The sequence below is a fragment of the Lactobacillus johnsonii genome, from assembly GCF_014058685.1.
Lineage (GTDB): Bacteria > Bacillota > Bacilli > Lactobacillales > Lactobacillaceae > Lactobacillus.
Map to the genome: position 1 here is coordinate 444,385 of NZ_CP059055.1, position 20,843 is coordinate 465,227.

23 protein-coding genes are annotated in these 20,843 nt (G+C 36.7%); 20 read left to right on the plus strand and 3 right to left on the minus strand.

The window, feature by feature from the left end; genetic code table 11:
- Positions 1-4 precede the first annotated feature (4 nt).
- The 16 genes from H0I41_RS02065 (at position 5) to H0I41_RS02140 (ending at position 12,948) form a co-directional block, all read left to right on the plus strand.
- Complete coding sequence (locus tag H0I41_RS02065; RefSeq protein ID WP_061400186.1) at positions 5-334, plus strand: YbaB/EbfC family nucleoid-associated protein; 330 nt, start codon at positions 5-7, stop codon at positions 332-334.
- A gap of 1 nt (position 335) precedes the next feature.
- Positions 336-935 carry a recombination mediator RecR gene (recR, locus tag H0I41_RS02070; protein ID WP_061400187.1) on the plus strand — a complete coding sequence of 200 codons (600 nt, stop codon included), beginning with the start codon at positions 336-338 and terminating at the stop codon, positions 933-935.
- Positions 932-1,168, plus strand: a complete 237-nt coding sequence (locus H0I41_RS02075; protein ID WP_004896742.1) for a YaaL family protein — start codon at positions 932-934, stop codon at positions 1,166-1,168. The genes recR and H0I41_RS02075 overlap by 4 nt, the downstream gene beginning before the upstream one ends.
- 106 nt (positions 1,169-1,274) lie before the next feature.
- Complete coding sequence (gene tmk / locus H0I41_RS02080; protein ID WP_135014579.1) at positions 1,275-1,916, plus strand: dTMP kinase; 642 nt, start codon at positions 1,275-1,277, stop codon at positions 1,914-1,916.
- Between the two features lie 13 nt (positions 1,917-1,929).
- Positions 1,930-2,256: a cyclic-di-AMP receptor gene (locus H0I41_RS02085; protein ID WP_004895733.1), complete on the plus strand. Its 327-nt coding sequence runs from the start codon at positions 1,930-1,932 to the stop codon at positions 2,254-2,256.
- Positions 2,256-3,113, plus strand: coding sequence for a DNA polymerase III subunit (locus tag H0I41_RS02090; protein WP_135014578.1), 858 nt, complete (start codon positions 2,256-2,258; stop codon positions 3,111-3,113). The genes H0I41_RS02085 and H0I41_RS02090 overlap by 1 nt, the downstream gene beginning before the upstream one ends.
- Positions 3,114-3,123: 10 nt before the next feature.
- Positions 3,124-3,468 (plus strand): DNA replication initiation control protein YabA, encoded by a 345-nt coding sequence (yabA, locus tag H0I41_RS02095; RefSeq protein ID WP_004895731.1) that lies wholly within the window; start codon positions 3,124-3,126, stop codon positions 3,466-3,468.
- Between the two features lie 5 nt (positions 3,469-3,473).
- The gene (gene rsmI, locus H0I41_RS02100) at positions 3,474-4,331 is read left to right on the plus strand and encodes a 16S rRNA (cytidine(1402)-2'-O)-methyltransferase (RefSeq protein WP_023599260.1); all 858 of its coding nucleotides are present in this window, start codon (positions 3,474-3,476) and stop codon (positions 4,329-4,331) included.
- A gap of 14 nt (positions 4,332-4,345) precedes the next feature.
- Positions 4,346-5,080, plus strand: coding sequence for an acyl-[acyl-carrier-protein] thioesterase (locus H0I41_RS02105; RefSeq protein WP_135014577.1), 735 nt, complete (start codon positions 4,346-4,348; stop codon positions 5,078-5,080).
- 54 nt (positions 5,081-5,134) lie between these two features.
- Positions 5,135-5,650 carry a folate family ECF transporter S component gene (locus H0I41_RS02110; RefSeq protein ID WP_274381715.1) on the plus strand — a complete coding sequence of 172 codons (516 nt, stop codon included), beginning with the start codon at positions 5,135-5,137 and terminating at the stop codon, positions 5,648-5,650.
- Between the two features lie 28 nt (positions 5,651-5,678).
- Positions 5,679-6,404 carry a tRNA (adenosine(37)-N6)-threonylcarbamoyltransferase complex dimerization subunit type 1 TsaB gene (gene tsaB / locus H0I41_RS02115; protein ID WP_004896750.1) on the plus strand — a complete coding sequence of 242 codons (726 nt, stop codon included), beginning with the start codon at positions 5,679-5,681 and terminating at the stop codon, positions 6,402-6,404.
- Complete coding sequence (rimI, locus tag H0I41_RS02120; protein WP_135014576.1) at positions 6,388-6,924, plus strand: ribosomal protein S18-alanine N-acetyltransferase; 537 nt, start codon at positions 6,388-6,390, stop codon at positions 6,922-6,924. Before tsaB ends, rimI begins: the two co-directional genes overlap by 17 nt.
- Before the next feature lie 17 nt (positions 6,925-6,941).
- On the plus strand, positions 6,942-7,988 hold the full coding sequence (tsaD, locus tag H0I41_RS02125) for a tRNA (adenosine(37)-N6)-threonylcarbamoyltransferase complex transferase subunit TsaD (protein ID WP_135014575.1): 1,047 nt from the start codon (positions 6,942-6,944) through the stop codon (positions 7,986-7,988).
- Between the two features lie 217 nt (positions 7,989-8,205).
- Complete coding sequence (locus tag H0I41_RS02130; RefSeq protein ID WP_135014574.1) at positions 8,206-11,208, plus strand: SEC10/PgrA surface exclusion domain-containing protein; 3,003 nt, start codon at positions 8,206-8,208, stop codon at positions 11,206-11,208.
- Between the two features lie 7 nt (positions 11,209-11,215).
- Positions 11,216-12,112: a hypothetical protein gene (locus tag H0I41_RS02135; RefSeq protein WP_135014573.1), complete on the plus strand. Its 897-nt coding sequence runs from the start codon at positions 11,216-11,218 to the stop codon at positions 12,110-12,112.
- Positions 12,113-12,324: 212 nt separating this feature from the next.
- On the plus strand, positions 12,325-12,948 hold the full coding sequence (locus tag H0I41_RS02140) for a hypothetical protein (protein ID WP_135014572.1): 624 nt from the start codon (positions 12,325-12,327) through the stop codon (positions 12,946-12,948).
- A gap of 90 nt (positions 12,949-13,038) precedes the next feature.
- On the opposite strand, the gene H0I41_RS02145 is transcribed toward H0I41_RS02140, so the two are convergent.
- Positions 13,039-14,394, minus strand: a complete 1,356-nt coding sequence (locus H0I41_RS02145) for a ClC family H(+)/Cl(-) exchange transporter (RefSeq protein WP_135014571.1) — start codon at positions 14,392-14,394, stop codon at positions 13,039-13,041.
- 132 nt (positions 14,395-14,526) lie between these two features.
- Complete coding sequence (locus tag H0I41_RS02150) at positions 14,527-15,519, minus strand: GMP reductase (RefSeq protein WP_135014570.1); 993 nt, start codon at positions 15,517-15,519, stop codon at positions 14,527-14,529.
- 190 nt (positions 15,520-15,709) lie between these two features.
- On the opposite strand from H0I41_RS02150, the gene H0I41_RS02155 reads away from it, so the two are divergent.
- From H0I41_RS02155 to H0I41_RS02170, 4 genes are all read left to right on the plus strand, one after another.
- Positions 15,710-16,999, plus strand: coding sequence for an adenylosuccinate synthase (locus H0I41_RS02155; protein ID WP_011161583.1), 1,290 nt, complete (start codon positions 15,710-15,712; stop codon positions 16,997-16,999).
- A gap of 3 nt (positions 17,000-17,002) precedes the next feature.
- On the plus strand, positions 17,003-18,298 hold the full coding sequence (gene purB / locus H0I41_RS02160) for an adenylosuccinate lyase (protein WP_011161584.1): 1,296 nt from the start codon (positions 17,003-17,005) through the stop codon (positions 18,296-18,298).
- A gap of 73 nt (positions 18,299-18,371) precedes the next feature.
- Positions 18,372-19,115 carry a hypothetical protein gene (locus H0I41_RS02165; protein WP_135014569.1) on the plus strand — a complete coding sequence of 248 codons (744 nt, stop codon included), beginning with the start codon at positions 18,372-18,374 and terminating at the stop codon, positions 19,113-19,115.
- 18 nt (positions 19,116-19,133) lie between these two features.
- Complete coding sequence (locus tag H0I41_RS02170; protein ID WP_011161586.1) at positions 19,134-19,586, plus strand: bis(5'-nucleosyl)-tetraphosphatase; 453 nt, start codon at positions 19,134-19,136, stop codon at positions 19,584-19,586.
- Positions 19,587-19,669: 83 nt separating this feature from the next.
- Here H0I41_RS02170 and H0I41_RS02175 read toward each other — a convergent pair whose 3' ends face one another.
- Entirely contained in the window at positions 19,670-20,719 is a 1,050-nt protein-coding gene (locus tag H0I41_RS02175) for an IS30-like element ISLjo1 family transposase (RefSeq protein ID WP_011161461.1), read from the minus strand.
- Positions 20,720-20,843 lie beyond the last annotated feature (124 nt).

Below are 20,843 nucleotides of genomic sequence, written 5' to 3' on the forward strand. Positions count from 1 at the left end.
AACTATGGGTAAGAGACCTAATTTTGGTGGTATGGGCATGGGTAACATGCAAGGTTTAATTAAGCAAGCTAAGAAGATGCAACAACAAATGGAAGCTGAACAAGCAAATTTAGCTACTCAAGAATTTGTTGGTAAGTCTGCAGATGACATGGTAGTTGCTACTTTTAGCGGCGACCGTAAACTAAAAGACTTGAAGATTAATAAGGAAGCAATCGATCCAGATGATCCAGATATGCTTCAAGATCTTGTTATCGATGCTGTAAACAAGGGAATCAAGGCAGTAGATGATGCTACTCAAGCATCAATGGGCAAATACACTAAAGGTTTGATGTAAGATGCAATATCCATTACCAATTGCCCGTTTAATTGATAATTACATGAAGCTGCCTGGTATTGGTGAAAAAACAGCAACACGTTTAGCCTTTTACACAATGGACATGCCGGAAGATGACGTGGAAGACTTTTCTAAGTCATTAATGCAGGTAAAAGAAAATCTTCATTCTTGTTCTATTTGTGGGAATATTACTGAAAGTGATCCATGCGAGATTTGCCGCGATCAAAACCGTGACCGTTCAACGATAATGGTAGTTGAGCAGCCAAAAGATGTCATGGCTTTTGAGGAAATGGGCGAATATAATGGCTTGTACCATGTCTTACATGGAGTCTTGTCCCCAATGGATGGAGTAGGCCCAGAAGAAATTAACATTAAAAGTTTAATTACCAGACTTCAAAAACAAGATGAAGTTAAAGAAGTTATTCTTGCCCTAAACTCCAGCCCAGAAGGTGAAGCAACTGCTATGTATCTAGCTAAGCTGATTAAGCCAGCTGGCTTAAAGGTAACGCGTCTTGCTGCTGGTTTAGCCGTAGGTAGCGATATTGAATACGCCAACTCAATTACTTTGAAGCGCGCTGTTCAAGGGAGAACAGATCTATGATTGGAAAAAGGAACAAAGTTAAAAAAGCAGGCGACGAACGATTACTAAGAATTGTTGCTCAACTGCAAAGACAACTTGCTGAACAAAAAGTTTTCGATCAAACGACAATTGATTATTCATTTGATAATCGAGTTTTAAATAAAATTCTCCATGCAAAATTTATTTTTTTGTATGAAGAAGCAAGAAGAAGAAACACTAAATCTAGTAGCTCATCAAGCGTTATTACTAGATAATGTAGTCCACTGCGGTGGACTTTTTTTGTGGAAAAATAAATAATCTTGAAAAAACAAGTCTGTCTTTCTTTTTTCTTTTACAGTACAATGCCAAGTGGGGGTAGACATGAGAGGATATTTAATTACATTTGAAGGCCCAGATGGGGCAGGAAAAACTACAGTTATTAACGAAATAATTAAGCAATTACCACAAAGTTTACAAGAACGGACTCTTGTCACGCGTGAGCCAGGTGGATCTAAAATTTCAGAAAATATCAGAACAATTATTTTAGACCCAGAAAATAAAGAAATGGACAATCGAACTGAGGCTTTGCTTTATGCAGCTCAAAGAAGTCAACACGTAAGTGAAGTGATTCGTCCAGCCTTAGCAGCGGGTAAGGTCGTCTTATCAGATAGATTTATTGATAGTTCACTCGCTTACCAAGGTGTAGGTAGAAATCTAGGCATTGAAGAAGTAAAGCAAATTAATGATTTCGGAACTGGCGGACTTGAGCCTGATTTAACCATCTTCTTAGACCTAGATCCAGCTGTTGGTTTAGCTAGAATTGAAAAAGAGCGCGCTGGTCAAGAAGATCGACTTGAACAAGAAAAAATTGACTTCCATAATAAGGTCTATGCTGGTTATCGTGAATTACTTGAACGCTATCCTGATCGAATTAAAAAAGTAGATGCTAATTTGCCGATCAAGGATGTTGCAGCTAATAGTGTTAAAATAATAAGAAAACAATTACCTGATATTTTTATGTAAGGATTTGGTAAGAATGAAACTTGTTTTAGCAATTGTACAGGATAAAGATGCAGATACCCTAGCAAAAGAATTTATTCAAAATGATGTTCGTGCAACTAAATTAGCTACCAGCGGTGGCTTTTTGAGAGCAGGGAATACAACTTTTATCGTGGGTATTGAAGATGACCGTGTAAATGAAGTATTAGAAATCATTAAAAAGAGCTCCCATACTAGAGAACAATATGTCTCGAATATGAACATGGATGCTGCAGGCACTTCCATGCTTGGAAAACCAGTTCAAGTTACTGTTGGTGGAGCGACTGTCTTTGTATTACCAGTTGAGGAATTTAAGCACTTTTAATGATTGATTTAAAAAATATCGGCCAAAAGCAGGCTGATCTTTTAAGGGATGCATATTTAAATAAAAAAGTTGCCCACAGTTACTTGTTTGTTGATCCCATGCAAAAGAAGGGCATAAATACAGCTTACTGGCTGGCCTGCCTTTTTAATTGCTTGGGAGAAGATAAGCCAGATGGAACTTGTAACAATTGTCAGAGAATCTTAGATGGAAATCATCCAGATGTCTTCTTAGTAAAACTAGAAGGTAAGCAGACTCTCTCAATTGATCAGATTCGTCCTTTAAAAGAAGAACTTGCTAAGAGCCCTGTTGAAGGAAATCGCCGCTTTTTTATAATTGAAAATGCGGAAAAATTAACTTTAGCTGCAAGCAACGCCTTGCTTAATTTATTAGAAGAACCAGTAGCACCAGTAGTTACGATTCTGATCACAAATAATGAAAATCAAATTTTACCAACAGTTAAATCTAGAACGCAGATTCTTAATTTTTCTGATGAAAAGATTGATAGTAAAAGAGCACAATTACTTGAATATGGCTTAACAGATGAAGAAATTGATGATCTAGGCGATACAGGTAAGCTTGAAGAAGAGAGTAGATACTTGTTTCAAGAATTATTAGAACATAATGATTTAGCCTTGGTGCGTGTGAATCAGATTAGTAGTCTTGCTACTAAGCCAGCGAATCAAAAGTTTGTTTTTTATCAGCTTAAGACTTTGACTATGAAGAGTTTAGAAGCTGGTAAAAAGTTAAGGGAAAGTGCATCTTTATTAGAGTTATTAATGACTTGCGATAAGATGCGAGCTAGTAATGTTAGTTTCCACAATACATTAGATTATTTAGTATTGAGTTTTGAACGGTAGGTGTTTTTGAGTGGATCCATTTTCACAATTGTCACAATTACAGCACAATCTTCAGGCAATGACAAAAACTGTTGCCGGTCTGGAAAATGACATGCTTGAAGTATTGAAAGAAAATACAGAATTAAAAGTTGAAAACCAACTATTAAGAGAAAAAATTAGTAAGCTAGATGCAAATAAAGAACCAGCTGAGAATAAGTCGCAAGCTGGTTTGAAGTCACTGAGAAATATTTACGATTCTGGTTACCATATCTGCAATATGTACTATGGTTCTCACCGTGAATCAGGTGAAGATTGCATGTTCTGCTTAGATATTTTAGATAATTTTGTAAATCACGGACAAAAGAGTAGGGGATAAAAATTATGCAAGTGCAGAGTAGTTTTAATAAAAAAGATAAGGGACGTCTGTATCTTGTCCCTACTCCAATTGGAAATTTAGAAGATATTACTTTAAGAGCTAAAAGAATTCTAACTGAAGCTGACTACATTGCAGCTGAAGATACCCGAACTAGTGGGATCTTGCTTGAAAAGATTGGCGTTCATAATAAGATGATTTCTTTTCATAAGTATAATTCTAAAGAACGCGCTCCAGAATTGATTAAGCTGCTTAAGGAAGGAAAGACAATTGCTGAGATCTCTGATGCTGGAATGCCGGTAATCTCAGACCCAGGTTATGTCTTGGTGCAAGAATGTATCAAAAATGATATTCCTGTTGTCTCTCTTCCGGGTCCTTCAGCTTTTGCGACTGCCCTAATTGCTTCTGGCTTTGATGCACAACCCTTTACTTATTATGGTTTTTTACCGCGTAAGAGCAGTGAGCAAAAGAAGTACTTTGAAATGATGAACACTTCGCGTGCTACTTCAATCTTTTATGAAGCACCGCATCGCTTGAAGAAGACCTTGAAGACTTTAGCTGAAGTAATTAAGCCAGATCGAAAAATTGCCTTGGCTCGTGAATTAACTAAGATTCATGAAGAATATATCAGAGGATCAATCAGTGAAATTAATGAATACTTCACTGAGAACGATCCACGAGGTGAATTTGTGGTTTTAGTTTCTCCTAATGAAGAGGAAGAAAAGCAACTTTCTTGGGATGAGTTAATCAAGCAAGTAGCCGACCAAGTAGCAGCTGGTGAAAGTAAAAAAGATGCGATTAAGTCAGTTGCTAAGGCAAATAAGGTTTCAAAGAATGAACTTTATGACAAATACCATCAAAATTAAGCACGAGGATTAAGATGGAAAAGATTTTTAAAGAAGAGCACCAAGTTAGCTATGGTGATTGTGATGAAACAGGAAAAATTCAACTTCCTCATTTAATTGAGCATTTTATGCAGGTTTCAAATGATCAATTAACAGCAGGTGGTGCTGGAATTCATGATTTACTAAAGCAAAATCTAGGCTGGGTTGTAGTTGAGTATCATCTTGATATTGATCGCTTGCCTGAAGCTGGTGAAAAAATTACTGTTACTACCAACGGTAGTGGATATAATCGCTTTTTTGAATACAGAGATTTTGGTATAATTGATTCTACTAACAAAAAGATAGTGGATGTCAAAAGCCAATGGGTAATTTTAGATTTAAAAAATCGCAAAATTACTGAAGCAGATGACCAAATGATGCAGAAATTTGGAAATCCATACTTGAAACATATGCCGCGCTTTAAGAGATTACGTCCCTTAAAAGAATATCGCTCAAGTAAAAAATATACTGTTAGATATTATGATTTAGATACAAACCATCATTTAACTAATAGTATTTATTTTGATTGGATGATTGATACCTTGCCAAGAGAGTTCTTGAATTCTCATACTGTTAAAAGTATTGATATTTCATTTAAAAAAGAAGTTCAATACGGAGATCAAGCACTAGCAGAAGTAGAGCTTGACCAAGATACATTGACTTCGTATCATTTAATTTCTAATCAGGGTGAGGTGTCTGCCTTGGCTGAAATTAATTGGAAAGAAAATTAAAGGCATGACTTGTTGTTAGTACAGTCGTGCTTTTTTTGAAAGGTAGGGATGCCAATGAAGGCAGGAATAAAGAAATTAGATTTGCAGGGGTTAGTTACCCTGGCACTCTTTGTAGCAATGGATATTGTGCTTGAGAAGATATCTTTTGGCCCATCAACCTTAAAGGTAGGTTTAGGATTTATTGGAAGTGCATTGCTTGCTTATTATTTTGGTCCCTTGTGGGGCGGAATTGGGGCATTAGTTAGTGACTTATTGCGGTCAGCGATTTTTGGAGTTGAGGGAGGCTTCTTCCCGGGCTTTACGCTGTCAGCAATTGTTGGTGTGGTAATTTACGCCCTCTTCTTATATCAAAAACCAATTAAGTGGTGGCGTATTATTGCCTCAACCTTATTAGTTACCTTAGTGGTTAATGTCTTAATGAATACTTACTGGATTCATCTATTATATGGCTTAGATTTAAGAGCAGCATTTCTACAAAGAATTCTAAAAGAGTTGATCACTCCTTGGATTCAAATTGTCGTTCTTTACGTGATTTTAAATGCTCTTCAACGTGTTAAAATAAGAAGGTAATTTCGATAATAATAAGGATAGAATTTAAATGAAAATATTAAGTATTACTACTGCAACCAATCATTTGAGCGTAGCTTTGAATGATGGAGATAAAATTTGGGAAAAGAACGAAGAAGATCATCGAAATCATAGTGAACATTTAGATCCTTTAATTAATGAATTGTTGAAGGAAAATGATCTTACTTTAAAAGATATTGATCGTTTTGCAGTTGCAGAAGGTCCTGGTTCTTATACTGGTTTAAGAATTGGAATTACTACTGCGAAGATGTTTGCTTCTATTTTAAATAAAGACTTAGTTGGAGTATCAACTTTAGCTGCATTAGCTAACGGCGCAAGCGATGGCTTAATCGTGAGTGAATTAGATGCTCGTAACAAGAACTTCTTTGCTGGCGTTTATCATAAGGCTAACGGCAAGTTAGAGAATCTAGTTCCTGATGGTCACTATCATTTAGATGACTTGATGAATAAGGTGAAAGACCTTGGCTTATCTGAACAAGTTATCTTTGTTGGTAGCCCAATTGAAAAATACCAAGATGAAATTAAGGACTTACTAGGTTCAGACAATTTCACTCAAGATGCTGGCGACAACCAAATTCATGCTGGTGAAATTGGAAAGTTAGCTCTTAATAAAGAAGCAGTAGATCCTGATAAGATGGTGCCAAAATATTTGAGACGTACGCAAGCTGAAATGGACTGGCATAATAAGACTGGAAAGGCATTTGGTCCTGATAGCGACTATGTTGAAGAAGTTTAGTTTATTTTTCCATCCGATAGAAATCGACCTCAGCTTTACGCCTTTTGCCTTGAGACTGAATAATGAAACTTATCAGGTTATGAAGGCTAGCGATGAGAATATTGCGGACTTGTTAGGGTTAGAGCAAGAAGTGTATTTTGGACGGACGCCTTGGAGTCGATTTTCTTTTAAGAGTGAATTAAAGAAGCATGCTAATTCCTTGTACTTGGTAGTTTATCAAGGCTCGACTTTGGTGGGCTTTGTGGGGATGAGAATGCAGGCTCAAGAAGGACATATTACCAATATTGCGGTAAAGCCTACCTATCAACGAAGAGGAATTGGTGAGTTCTTGCTCAGAACCATGATTGAGATTGCTCAGAAAAATCGCGCAGTTCAGATGACTTTAGAGGTACGCAGCGATAACTATAATGCTCAGAGTTTGTATCGTAAGTTAGGCTTTAAGGATAACTTTATCCGGAAGAACTACTATACTACTGAACAAGCAGATGCGATTAGCATGATTAAAGAATTGACAGATTAAGAATAGGAAGAGATAAAGTGACTAAAAAAGATGTTCGAATTTTAGCATTTGAAAGCTCATGTGATGAAACTTCAACTGCTGTGATTAAAAATGGTCGTGAAATCGAAAGCTTAATTGTAGCTACTCAAATTAAAAGTCACCAACGCTTTGGTGGGGTTGTGCCAGAAGTAGCAAGTCGTCACCATATTGAAGTAATTACGCAGATTACTAAGGAAGCTTTAGATGAAGCAAATGCGACTTGGGCTGATATTGATGCAATTGCGGTCACCTATGGACCAGGTCTAGTTGGGGCACTTTTGATTGGTGTTAGTGCAGCAAAGGCAGCTTCAATGGCAACTGGAATTCCGTTAATTGGCGTTGACCACATTATGGGCCACATTATGGCAGCGCAATTAAAGGATGAGATTGAATATCCAGCTCTTGCTTTGCAGGTGTCTGGTGGACATACTGAGATTGTCTTGATGAAGGATCCGATCCACTTTGAAATTGTGGGTGATACGAGGGATGATGCAGCTGGTGAAGCCTATGATAAGATCGGCCGCGTTTTGGGTGTTAATTACCCAGCAGGTAAGACCATTGATGAATGGGCACATAAGGGGAAAGATACCTTCCACTTCCCAAGAGCAATGATGGAAGATGATGACTATGACTTCTCCTTCTCAGGTCTTAAGAGTGCCTTCATTAATACTTGCCACCATGCAGATCAAATTCATGAAGAGCTTAATAAGTATGACCTAGCTGCAAGCTTCCAAGCTTCAGTTGTTGATGTGTTAAGTCACAAGACAATTAGGGCCATTAAGGAATATAAGCCAAAGACCTTTATTCTAGGCGGCGGGGTCGCCGCAAACCATGGCTTACGGGATCGATTAGCAGAAGAGATTGAAAAGTTGCCTGCTGATATTAAGCCAAAGGTGATCTTACCAGACTTGAAGCTTTGCGGAGATAATGCGGCAATGATTGGGGCAGCTGCTTATAACTTGTATCAAGCAGGTAAGTTTAGTGATGTGAACTTGAATGCAGATCCATCACTTGAGTTGCCATATGCCTATAGCATGTTGAAGTAAGAGCTAGACAATGCACAAGAGTGAATAGTTAACAGAATAAGTTATTTTATAAAGAACCAAATGATGTTGAAGAACAATGTTTTTCTTCGATGTCGTTTGGTTTTTTTGCTTTGTTCGTAAAACACCTTGACAAAATAAAAAATGGGGGGGGTAAACTAGGCTTGTGTCTACCTTTTAGATCGAAACCAGTTATTTAATTATATTCGGAGGAGTAAGAATGAAAAGTAAAAATAGTAAGTTAATGTATGTTTCGGCTGCCGTACTTGCTGCTGGTGCAGTAGCTGGCGTTAATACTCAAAACGCTCATGCGGCTGAAGTTCAAAAGCAAGCTGATAAGAATGCAGCACAAAAGACAATTGATCAAAATCGAAAAGATTTAATTCAAACTCAAGATCAGTTAAATAAAGTACAAGCAGATCGTGACAATGCTGTTCGTAAAGTTCCAGATGCTCAAGCAAAAGTCTTAACTGCAGATTCAAATAATCAATCAGCTCAATCAGGTTTAGCTAACGCTCAAGATCAATTAAAGACTGCTCAAAATGCTCAAGCTAACGCTCAAGCAAATTATGATGCGTCTTACGAAAATAATGTTAAGTCTGTACAAAACGATGTGAATAAAGCTAACGCTGATGTTCAAACCACTCAAGAACAAATTAATGTTCAAAATACTAAACAAGCAGAAGCTTTAAACAATCAAAAAGGGCAAGAAGACGCATTAAAGACTAATACTGAAACTTTGAACAAGACTAATGAAGAAATCAGTAAAACTCAAGGGCAAGTTGAACAAGCTCAAAAGACTTATGATGCTGTAAATAAGGATTATCAGCCAGTAAAAGCCGAATTAGATAGACAAGCTAAAGAAGCACAAGATGCACAGAAGGCTGCACAAGAAAATGCTAAGGAATTAACTAAAGCACAAAACGAGTTAAAGACTACACAAGACACTGCAAATAAAGCAGCAGAAACTATTAATAATGCACAAGCAAAATTAAATAGAGATACTAGCGCATTAAATGGCGCAAAGAGTGAATTAAGTTCAAAGCAAAAACAAGCTAGCGACTTAACTAGTCAAAGAGATCAAGTAGCTAAAGATTTGCAAACCGCACAAAACCAGATGAACATCGCAAAAGCCGAATTAGATGCGGATAAAGATGCGGTAGTCAACACTATGGTCATGCCGCAAGTTTATAAGGATACTGTGAAGAGATGGAATGGCAAATCACATACCGATGATTACTACAAAGAAATGGAAGCTGCAAGCTGGATTGGCTGGACGCAAAACGAATACACGCATAATGAAGCTGAAAAGAATCATATGGTTGATTTAAAGCATATGTCAAGAGCTGACCAAATCGAATTAAATAAGTTTGGTATTGATTTGATTAATCAATTAAGAAGCCAAATTGGCGTAGATCCCTGGACGTTTAACGATTCAGCATTAAACTTTGCAAACGCTATCGCAGATAGATATGTGAAAGATGATTGGGATTCCGATAAAGATGGCCACGATAGTGAAGCAATTAATGAATTAGCACATCAATATGGTTTGCAATCAAAAATGCATAGAGATGGATCATTTAGCAAATCTGGTCAATTATATGAAAATATGATGACTGATCGTTTTGGGCAAACAGAACCAACATTTGAACAAGCTAAACGAATGAAGGCTGACGGTAGTACTCAATCATTACAAGAACTAGCTTATAATGTCGCACTATCGTATAATCATTCACAAAGTGATTACAATAATCGATTAGATGATATGGATCATTTGAAGAACCAAGTATATAATGCAGTTAAACGATTCGCATTCAATTATAATGAATGGCTTCATGCATATGGTATTTTGTCACAAGAGTATTTCAATTATAGTGCAAAAGGTAAAAACTATGCCGCAATTAGTTTCAGTGTGAAACCAACAAAAGATCGTTGGGGCTTTGACGACATGGACATCCACGTAGTTAATGTTCATGAATCCATGGTTCTCGATCCAAAAGTATTTAATGTTAATGCAACTATTCCATTAACTGATGACAAGAGTGAATTGAAAAAGCAATACACTGATAACTTCGCTTTAGTAAACACGTTAACTCCTAAGAAAGCTAACTTAGATAACCAAATTAACGTTTTAACTAACGACATTAAAGGACTTAACACTCGCATTAGTGATTTGACTAAATCAATTAGTGATACTAACAAGACTCTTGCAGACGCAAAAGCAACTAAGGCAGATGCAGACAAGAAGATTGCAGTTCTACCAGGTCGCGTTCAAGAATTGAAGAATAAACAAGCATCCCTAGATAAGACTCAATCTAAGGCAGAAGCTGATTTGGCTACTTACCAAGCTAAGAATAAAGATCTTCTTGCTCAATTTAACGCTGCTAAAGCCAACTTAGATAAGTTAACAGCTAAGCTAAATGATCTTAACAGTGCAAAGAGTAGGGCTGAAAGTGCAGTAACAGAAAGCAAAGCTAACTTAGACAAGGCAACAAGTGAATTATCAGCTATTTCTTCTCATTTAGATGAATTGAAAGCTAAGTTATCAACTGCTAAAACTACTAAGGAACAAGCTGACGCTAACTTAGCTAAGGCTAAAGCTGCATATGATGAATATGTAAGCACCCATAAAGATGTAATTGATAACTTGAACAAGGCAAATGCTGAATTAGCAGCTAAGACTAAAGCTTATAACGAAGCAAAAGAAGACGCTGCTAAGACTGATAAAGAATACCAAGCAGCTCAAGATGAACTGACTAAGTTGAATAACCACATTGAAGACTTATCAACAGCTATCACTAACTATGAATCTAAGATCAAGCAATTAAATACTACAATCAACAAGCAAAAGGCAGACCAAAAACGTGCTGCTCTTGATGCTCAAATCAATAAGGCTTTAGATAATGTTTCAGCTCCTAAGCATACTGCTACTACAACTACTAGTGTTCAAGCTGGCACTTCTAGCTTAGTAGCTCCAGCAGCTGCTGTATCTACTACCCAAAGAAGTGAAGTCTTAACTAACACTGTAGTAAGATCAAATAATGCATCTGTTTTAAGTCCTCAAACTAAGAAGTTAGTTGCCCAAGCTAATGCATCTAAGAATTCATTACCACAAACTGGTGCTAACGATAAGCTTAGCGTATTTGCTGCTTTAGCAGGATTGTCTTTAGCATCCCTAGGCCTAGGCTCTTTAGTGGGCGACAAGAAGAGAAAGCGTAACTAGTCTTTTTATGAAAGAAAAAGAAGTGCTGAAGCGCCTTGGGTTTGAAGAAGATGAGAACTTAGGTGAAGTTAAGCAGCTACGTAATTACAGTATTGAGTATACTGAGGGTAATAACAATAATTACTTCAGGCTAACAGATAATAAAAAGCCAGCCAAGATCATAGAAGACTTTTCATCACATAACCAGATTATTCTTCCTGTGTGCCATTATGAATATGGGAGAGTAATAATTACTGGTTGGCGTGGTTGTCTGTCAGAGAATATGAAAGAATATGTTCCTGAGGATGTTTCCCATAAAGAATCGTGGATAAATAAGAGAAAAAAAGAAAAGGGAAACAAGGCTATGCTTCTTGACACTCTTATGCGGGAAGCCTTATCTAAAAATTATGAAGAAAACCTCTCAGCTACATATTGTATTGATGCGGGCCATGTTTTTGGCAGGTTTACACGCTTAACATCTTATATTGGGGATATTCTTGGAAGTAATCAGAATGTCAATAATATTAATATTTATCCTCAAGTTAAAGAAGCAAATGAAATTTCTAATACTGAGAGGAAATCTCAATTAGATTTTGAAAATGAAGCTCGGGACAATAAGCCTTGTTACTATGAAGCGGAAGCAATTTGTAAAGAATGGACTGATATAGTTCCGATTGGTACACGAATAAGAATCATAGATATACAGAACTCTAAAGAACTTCATCATGTATTCATTCCTAATTGTAAATATCCTAAATCTGATGAAGGCAAAAATTCAGATTCTGGATCCAAAGACACGGTAGATAACGAAAATTCAACTTCAGAACCCGAAAACACGGTAGATGATTATCGCGCCTTCTTTAAAGGAGGTGATCTAAACAGCCTAAAATGGAAAAAGGCTGATACTCCAAAGAATAATAAATAACAGTTTGATTTTTAATTAGGGTGAAAACCCTAATCCACTTTTCTTTTATTTTTACATAAAAGGTTGTTTAACATTTCATTGAAAGTAAGTAATTTAATAGTTACTTGCTTTTTTGATACTTTTTGACTTTAAAAGACCTTATTCTGCCTATAAATAAGGATTATTGTTATAATAAGAATTGAAAGATCAATAATCTTGAGGAGGAATTTATTATGAGAGATGAAGTTCAAGCTCCACAAGAGGAAACTCCTAACACATATTGGCGTTGGCTGGTAGAGTCATGGCGCTATCCTCTCGGCCACAACCTAGGGGAAAAGTGGTACGGAGTCGTTACCTTATTAGGTGAAGATATTGTATTATTCATTGGTTTAGCTATTACTAGTAATTATATTGCTAATATGTTTGATATTACGCTGATCCATCATGCATCAGGTTTTACCTTCTGGTCAATCGTAATTCTGTTCTGTGTTCAAATTATTACGATTCTTTGTTCCATGGTTGGTCACTTGTTCGTGTTCGGTAGTACCGGTGGCTTTTGGCAGTATGTCAACAAGGTTGCACAAGTAACTAACTGGAATTTCTGGATTGTAATTTGTGCATTCTTCTTCTTAATTCTAAGCTTAAGTTCAGGCTTGCTTGGATTTGGAGAAGCCTTAGTCTGGATCTTCTATGCACTGTTTTCTTTAGGTTCATTCTTACTGGTTGTTTGTCCTGATCCAGGAACCGAAAAGATGATCCACGATCCATTCTGGGGTGCAGTAATTTACCTAGTAATGATTGTTGTCATTTATGCTATTATTTGGGGCTTAGCCTTCAGCATTATGATCAACTTGTAGAAATATTAAAAAAGATGTTGTTTAATCAACGCGTAATGCGAAGATTAACGACATCTTTTTTGTTGTGAGGGTTATTTGTCAGTTGTATTTTTAACGTTTGGGAGCATATAACTTCTGAAAATCCATTTGAATTCTTAAGGCCTCGTAGATTGGTTTTCCACCTAAGAGATCTAAAACGAAATAAGCAATAAAAGTTGCCACGAGCATTGGAAAGATCTGTTCAACTGAGCCAACCATTTCTGTTAGCAGGGTTAAAGCAGTAAAGGGTGCTTTTTCAATAGCACCAAAGTAAGCACACATGGAGGTAACAATAATAATGCCATAGCAACGCTTTGGAGCAATTCCGGAGTGAATCATAATCACGGCGAAGATAACACCTAGTAAGGCTCCTAAAACAAGAATTGGCATAAAAATACCACCAGGAACTGAGGCACCATATGAGATCATTGAAAAAATAAAGCGAACAATAAACCAAATAAGTGGCAACAAAGTTAAACTTAGCATCCCAGTTTGGATATTTTTCATAAAGGTTGGTTCAAAAAGACCAGAGATAAAATCGTGAGAACCGCCAAGCAGCTTCGCATTCCAAAGGCCAATTGGAATTACTAAGATTAGCGGAATAATACTGTGGTAGATTTTAGGGATGATAGTAAGTTTTGAATAAATGGGTTTAAGGCTTAAGAGGCAGTATTGGTAGAAATAAGCAAGTAAGCCCAAAAGACCTCCCATTAAGATTACAAACCAATAAGAAGTTAAAGGTAAAGACCTATCTAAGGGAAGATAAAGGCAGGGAGTAGTGCCAAAAAAGCATAATGTCATTAGGTCAGATGTCATTGCAGCAGCTAGAGCAGTTAGGCATTCTTTCGGATCAAAACTAAAGGTTATTTCTTCTACTAAGAAGAAGACCCCAGCTAATGGAGCTGAGAAAGCTGCACTTAAGCCAGCAGCAATCCCGCATCCCTGGAGTCTCTTAAGATCTTCATCATCGGCATGAAAAAGATTCTGACCAAAAGCTTGTCCAACCATAGCGCCCATTTGAATACAAGGACCTTCTCGTCCAAGAAAAAGTCCCGGACAAATTGCTAAAAGCCCCCCAACAAACTTACGCCACAAGATGCTCCACCAATTCATTTTATTTTCATCAAGCATTATGGCTTCAACTTGAGGAACACCTGAACCAGTAATATTGTTGAGGACTGGTTTAATAACTTGAGCAAGAATCAGACAAATTATCATGCTCCCAAGCAGGTAAGGAACAAGATAGATCGGCTTTTGACGCATTAAAGGATAGATAAAAAATAGAAATTTCATTGTGTGGTCAATAATCCACCGGAAAGTCCCAACAATTAGGCCAGTAATTAATCCAATGATAATTCCTTGCAAAAAGATAAAGAAAAAATTTGATGTAAATGGTTTGGCTAAAACTTGTTTGGCCGTTTTAATCATTTTCTGCCAGCTTTCTAAAGGTTGTGATAAGCCTAGTTTACATCAAATTAATAAGCCCAAAATAAAAATAACGATAGCGTTTTACTATCGTTATTTCTGAGTATTAATATTTTGTGGTCTATCTTAGTTTTATTATTTATCTCCATCGAAGATAGAAGATTTAACAATAACATAATCTACTACTCTAATTGCACTTAGATCTTTTCCACCAGCATAAGAAATTGAAGACTGGAGATCTTCTTGCATCTCACGTAAGGTATCTTTAATTGAGCCACGGTATGGAACTAACATTTGCTTTCCTTCAACATTGCGGTAGGCGCCTTTTTGAACTTCAGAAGCTGAACCCCAGTATTGTTTATAACGCTTACCATCAATAGTAATTAAGTTACCAGGAGATTCTTCATGACCAGCAAAAAGTGAGCCAATCATAACCATAGAAGAACCGAAGCGAACAGACTTAGCAATATCACCATTATGGCGAATTCCGCCATCGGCAATTAAAGGCTTTCTAGCTGCTTTAGAACACATTCTAAGCGCTGCTAATTGCCAGCCACCAGTACCAAAACCGGTCTTAAGCTTTGTGATGCAGGCTCTACCAGGTCCCACACCAACCTTAGTTGCGTCAGCTCCAGCATTTTCTAATTCACGAACTGCTTCAGGAGTAGCAATATTACCAGCCGTTAAGAAGGTATCAGGTAATTTTTCCTTAATATACTTGATCATTTTAATGACATAGTCGGAATGACCATGTGCCACATCAATTGTTGTATATTCCGGAATAATATTTTCCTTAGCAAGATAGTCGATGAAGTCGTATTCGCTATCCTTAATTCCAACTGAAATTGAAGCAAATAATCCCTTATCGTGCATCATCTTAATGAAGTCAGCGCGTTTTTCTGGGTAAAAACGGTGCATAACATAATAGTAGCCATGTTCTGCAAGCCAGATGGCTAAATCTTCGTCGATAACACTTTCCATGTTTGCAGGAACAACTGGGATTTTAAATGTTCGACTTCCAAATTTAACTCCTGTATCAGCCTCGCTGCGGCTCTTAATAATACATTTATTAGGTACAAGTTGGATGTCATCATAATCGAAAGCTTCCATACTAAAATAATTGCTCATTTAATTTACCTCGTGCTCTTTAAAAACTACATGAGTTAATATACGGGTGAAGTTAGTCAAAGTCAAGAATAAAAATGAATATTTATTTTATTGATTATTAAAAATGTTCGGAAATCAATTGACTATTAAGATATAGATTGTTAAACTAGTCTTCGGTTTTAAGAAAATGATTTTTATGAGGTGAAATCAAATGACAGCAATAGCAGTTGTAGGTAGTCAATGGGGCGACGAAGGAAAGGGTAAAATTACCGATTTCTTAAGTAAAGAAGCAGCAATGGCTGTTCGTTCAAATGGTGGTAATAATGCCGGCCATACAATTGAAATCGGTGATAAGACTTTCAAAATGCGCCTAATTCCATCTGGAATTTTTGCTGCTAAGAAGGGTGCTGTAATTGGTAATGGTGTAGTTATCAATCCAGAAGTAATGTTCGGAGAATTAGATAACCTTGAAAAAGAAGGTATCGACATTAGCGGCTTGAAGATTTCTAACCGCGCACACATTATTATGCCTTACCACATTTTGCAAGATACTTATCAAGAAGAAGCAAAGGGTGACAAGAAGATCGGAACTACCAAGAATGGTATCGGTCCTTGTTACATGGATAAGGCTTCAAGAACTGGTATCCGTGTTTGCGATTTACTTGAAAGAGATACTTTTGAAGAGAAGTTACGTACTAATTTAGCTGAAAAGAATGCTTTATTCACTAAGGTTTACGGTAAGCCTGAACTTAAATTTGAAGACATCTTTGAAAAGTACCTTGAATACGGTCAAAAGATGAAGAAATACGTTACTGATACCTCAGTAGTTGTAAACGATGCTTTAGATAACGACGAAAAAGTTCTTTTTGAAGGTGCACAAGGAGTAATGCTTGATATTGATGAAGGTACTTATCCATACGTAACTTCTTCAAACACTATTTCAGGTGGGATTGCTTCTGGTATCGGAATGGGTGCTAACCGCTTAGATACTGTTATTGGTGTCTGCAAGGCTTACACTACTCGTGTTGGTGAAGGACCATTCCCAACTGAATTATTAGATGAAGTTGGTGATCGCATTCGTGAAACTGCTCATGAATACGGTACTGTTACTGGTCGTCCACGTCGTGTCGGTTGGTTTGATTCAGTTGCTCTTCGTCACGCTAAGCGTGTTGCTGGTATCAACGCTTTAAGTTTGAACTTATTAGATGTCTTTTCTGGTTTTGACAAGATTAAGATTGCCACTGCTTACGAACTTGATGGTGAAAAGATCGACTACTACCCAGCAAGTTTGAAGGAATTATACAGATGTAAGCCAGTTTATGAAGAACTTCCTGCATGGGAAGAAGATATTACCAATGTAAAGACTTGGGAAGATTTACCAGAAAATGCTAAGAAGTTCTTGAACCGCGTTTCTGAATTAGTAGGTGTTCCTCTAGTTACTGTTTCAGTTGGTCCTGACCGTGAACAAACTATTGTTTTGAAGAATCCTTGGGAAAAATAATTTATGTTAGAACGTTATACTCGTCCAGAAATGGGCAAAATTTGGTCCTTAGAAAATAAATACGCTGCTTGGTTAAAGGTAGAAATCGCTGCAACTAACACATGGGCAGAACTTGGTGAAGTGCCAGAAGCAGATGCTAAGAAGATTGCAGACAATGCTTCTTTTACTGTTGAGCGTGTTTCAGAACTTGAAGCCATTACCCACCATGATGTGGTTGCTTTTACGAGAACAGTTTCTGAAAGTTTAGGTGAAGAGAAGAAGTGGGTTCACTTCGGCTTAACTTCAACTGATGTTGTGGATACTGCACAAGGTTATATCTTAAAGCAAGCTAATGAGATCATTTTGAAAGACTTAGAGGCTTTAAAAGAAACTATTGCCGAAAAAGCTAAGAAGTACAAATACACTGTTGAAATGGGCCGTACTCACGGTGTTCAAGCAGAACCAACTACTTTTGGTTTGAAGCTTGCTCGCTGGTATGCTGAGATTAACCGTGATATTGAACGCTTTAAAGCAGCAGCTAAAGATGTAGAATCTGGTAAGATTTCTGGTGCCGTTGGTACTTTTGCAAATGTGCCACCAGCAGTTGAAACTAGCGTTTTAAAGCAGTTAGGTTTAACTCAGCAACCTGTAACTAGTCAAGTTTTACCAAGAGATTTACATGCGTACTACATTGCTACAATTGCCTTAATTGCAACCAGTATTGAAAATTGGGCTACTGAAATTCGTGGTTTGCAAAGAAGTGAAATTCATGAAGTTGAAGAACACTTTAGAGCTGGCCAAAAGGGCTCTTCTGCAATGCCTCATAAGCATAATCCAATTGGTTCTGAAAACTTATGCGGGATGGCGAGAGTAATGCGTGGCTACATGGTACCAGCTTATGAAGATGTAGCTTTATGGCATGAAAGAGATATTTCTCATTCAAGTGCTGAACGTGTAATTTTACCTGATGCAACCATTGGAATTGACTACATGTTGAACCGTTTCAACCGCATCTTAACCAACTTAGATGTTTTCCCAGAAACAATGCTCAAGAATATGGATCGTACTTATGGCTTGATCTATTCACAACGTGTGCTTTTGAAGTTAATTGATGAAGCAGGTTTATCACGTGAAAAGGCTTATGATATGGTGCAAAAGCTAGCTAATAAGTCTTGGCAAGAACAAACTTCATTTAGAAAGTTAATTGAAGACAGTGAAGTTATGAATTACTTGTCTGAAGAAGATCTAGACGATGCTTTTGATTATCATTATCACTTGAAGCATGTTGATGAAATTTTTGAAAAGTGCGGCTTAGATTAAGATAGAAATAAAGACGTTTTGTTAGATATAATTGTGTCTGACAAGGCGTTTTTTGTTTGGGATAAGGGGAAGTATGAAGAAAGAAATTTTAAAGAAACTGGAATATTTAAATAAGCTCTATAGAAATGGGTATTGGGGAAGTGAACTACCAGAAGATACGCGTCCTAAAAAGTTAGATCCTAATTCTGAAGAAAATGCTATCTTCTATACTTTACCAACAGCTCTGGATTATCAAAGAAATTCCAATACCTTATGGAAAAGTGCTACAGCAACTTTTGAAAATAATGAAACTAAGTTTGTATTTAATCCAGGAGAAGTAGTAAAGAAAGAGTTTACTGAAGTGCAAGATGCCTTGACTAAATATAATTTGGCTTTGCAGAAAAATAAGCAAACACAAATTTGGATTAGGTTGTGTCAGACTTTAGTTAATAACTTTAATGGAAGAGTAACGGATTTTTTTGCCTATTTTGATAATGACATTCAAAAGGTACGGCACTACATGCAGGTTGAAAAGAAAAAAGATTTTCCGTACTTATCAGGTAAAAAATTGTGCAATTATTGGCTATATGTGATGTATCAATATACGAATTTACCTTTGATTAACACTGATAAAATTTATATTGCAACTAATCGACATATTATTAGAGCTACACATCGGTTAGGACTAATTACAGATGAAGAATTAGAGAGTTCAAAAGTACAAGATTATGTAATAGAGGCTTGGATTGAAGCTTTAAACGATACAGAATATGTACCCATTGATTTTCAGGCTGCTCTTTGGCTATGGGCAAGAAGTGGATTCAAGGAAGATTTGTAGTAGAAAAGGATAGCAACTATGAAACAAGAATACTCTGCAGGCGCTATTATCTGGCGTAAAAATAATGAAGAAATCCAATATTTACTAATTCAAAGTCAACCTTATAAACAATTCAAGAGTGCTTGGGCATTTTCTAAGGGACATCTTGAAGCAGGTGAGACAGAACGGGATGCTGCAAGGAGGGAAGTCTTTGAAGAAGTAGGATTAAAGCCTGAATTTGATTTTGATTTTCACGAGAGTTATTCATACAAGGTCACTAGCGAAATTGAAAAGACAGTAACTCTATTTTTAGCAGAATATAAAGCTGGTCAAAAAATAAAGCGGCAAGAAAGTGAAATTAGATCGACTGAATGGTTAAATTATAGAGATGCGCAAGATAGAATTAGAAAACAGAACTTTAAAGAATTTAAATTTGAAGATTTATCAGCAATTTTGGCTAAGGCTAATACTTATTTGCTTGAACATGAATAAAAAGTCGTTTTGATTGAACGACTTTTTATTTTTGCTAAAATTAAAACTTTCGCAAATTGCAATAATAAATTGAACACTTTTAGTTAAGCTGCTTGATAGATTAGATCTAATTCTCTTTCAAAGATTTCATCTGGTGTATGATAGGCCAGTATCTTTCTTGGCAAAGAATTGCACCAGGTTTCAATATTAATGATGTCTTGTAAAGAATAGTTAGCTATTGCTTCTCCCTTAGGAATGAATCTGCGAATAAGACCATTGTGTCTTTCAACTGTTCCCTTATCACAAGAAGTGTAAGGATGGGCATAGTAAACCAGTGTATTGGATACTTTTTCTAGGTTGGAAAGATCTGCAAACTCTGAGCCATTATCAGTGGTAATGGTTTTAAAAATATCATTCCAATGTTCGCTGTATTGCCTTTGGAGTTCTTTAAAGGCCTGCATGACACTGACAGAAGTCTTGTCAGGAATACGAAGAATTAAAAACTCACGACTCATACGCTCAGATAAGGTTAGCAGTACCTCATCATCTTTGCTCTTATGTCCGAGAACTAAATCGCATTCCCAATGACCGAATTCATTACGTTTATTGATCTCTTTAGGACGTTCTTCAATGCTTCTGCCAAGTTTTTTCTTATTTTTGCGAATACGATGAAGCTTAGTATTGCGTTTAAGCTTCTCTGGCAAGTCGTAATTATAAATTCCTAATAAGCCTTGATCAACGTAATTATAAAGAGTTTTGGTGCAGACAACATCGCTGCTAGCGAATTCGCCAACAGCAGTAGCACGATTACTGCACACATCAAGCGACCAGCCATCTTTAAAAAAATGCTTGTGGACATAGCGCATGAATTGAGCTTTCCTGAGAAAGTCTGATTTGCGCCCACAATTTTTACGATGAGCTTTATATGCATCATGCCCTTGAGTAGCCTTATATTTTTTGACTTTACCATGATACAGTTTTACAGTGCCACGCTTAACCTCATAGCTGATAGTAGAAGGAGAACAGTTAAGTTCACGGGCAATTGCACGCAAAGAATAGCCATCTTTCAAACGCAATTGAATAATAACTCGCTCTTCAAATGATAAATGCTTGCCTTTAACGTGCTGGTTCATGGTAGAATGTAAAGAGTCCATTTTGACCTCCAATAGAAAGTTTTTGTGGTTATTAACATTCTATCAAACAGGTCCGAATGGACTTTTTATTTTTTATCAAGTGTTCAATTTAATTTTACAATCAGCGAATATTTTTTTATAGTAA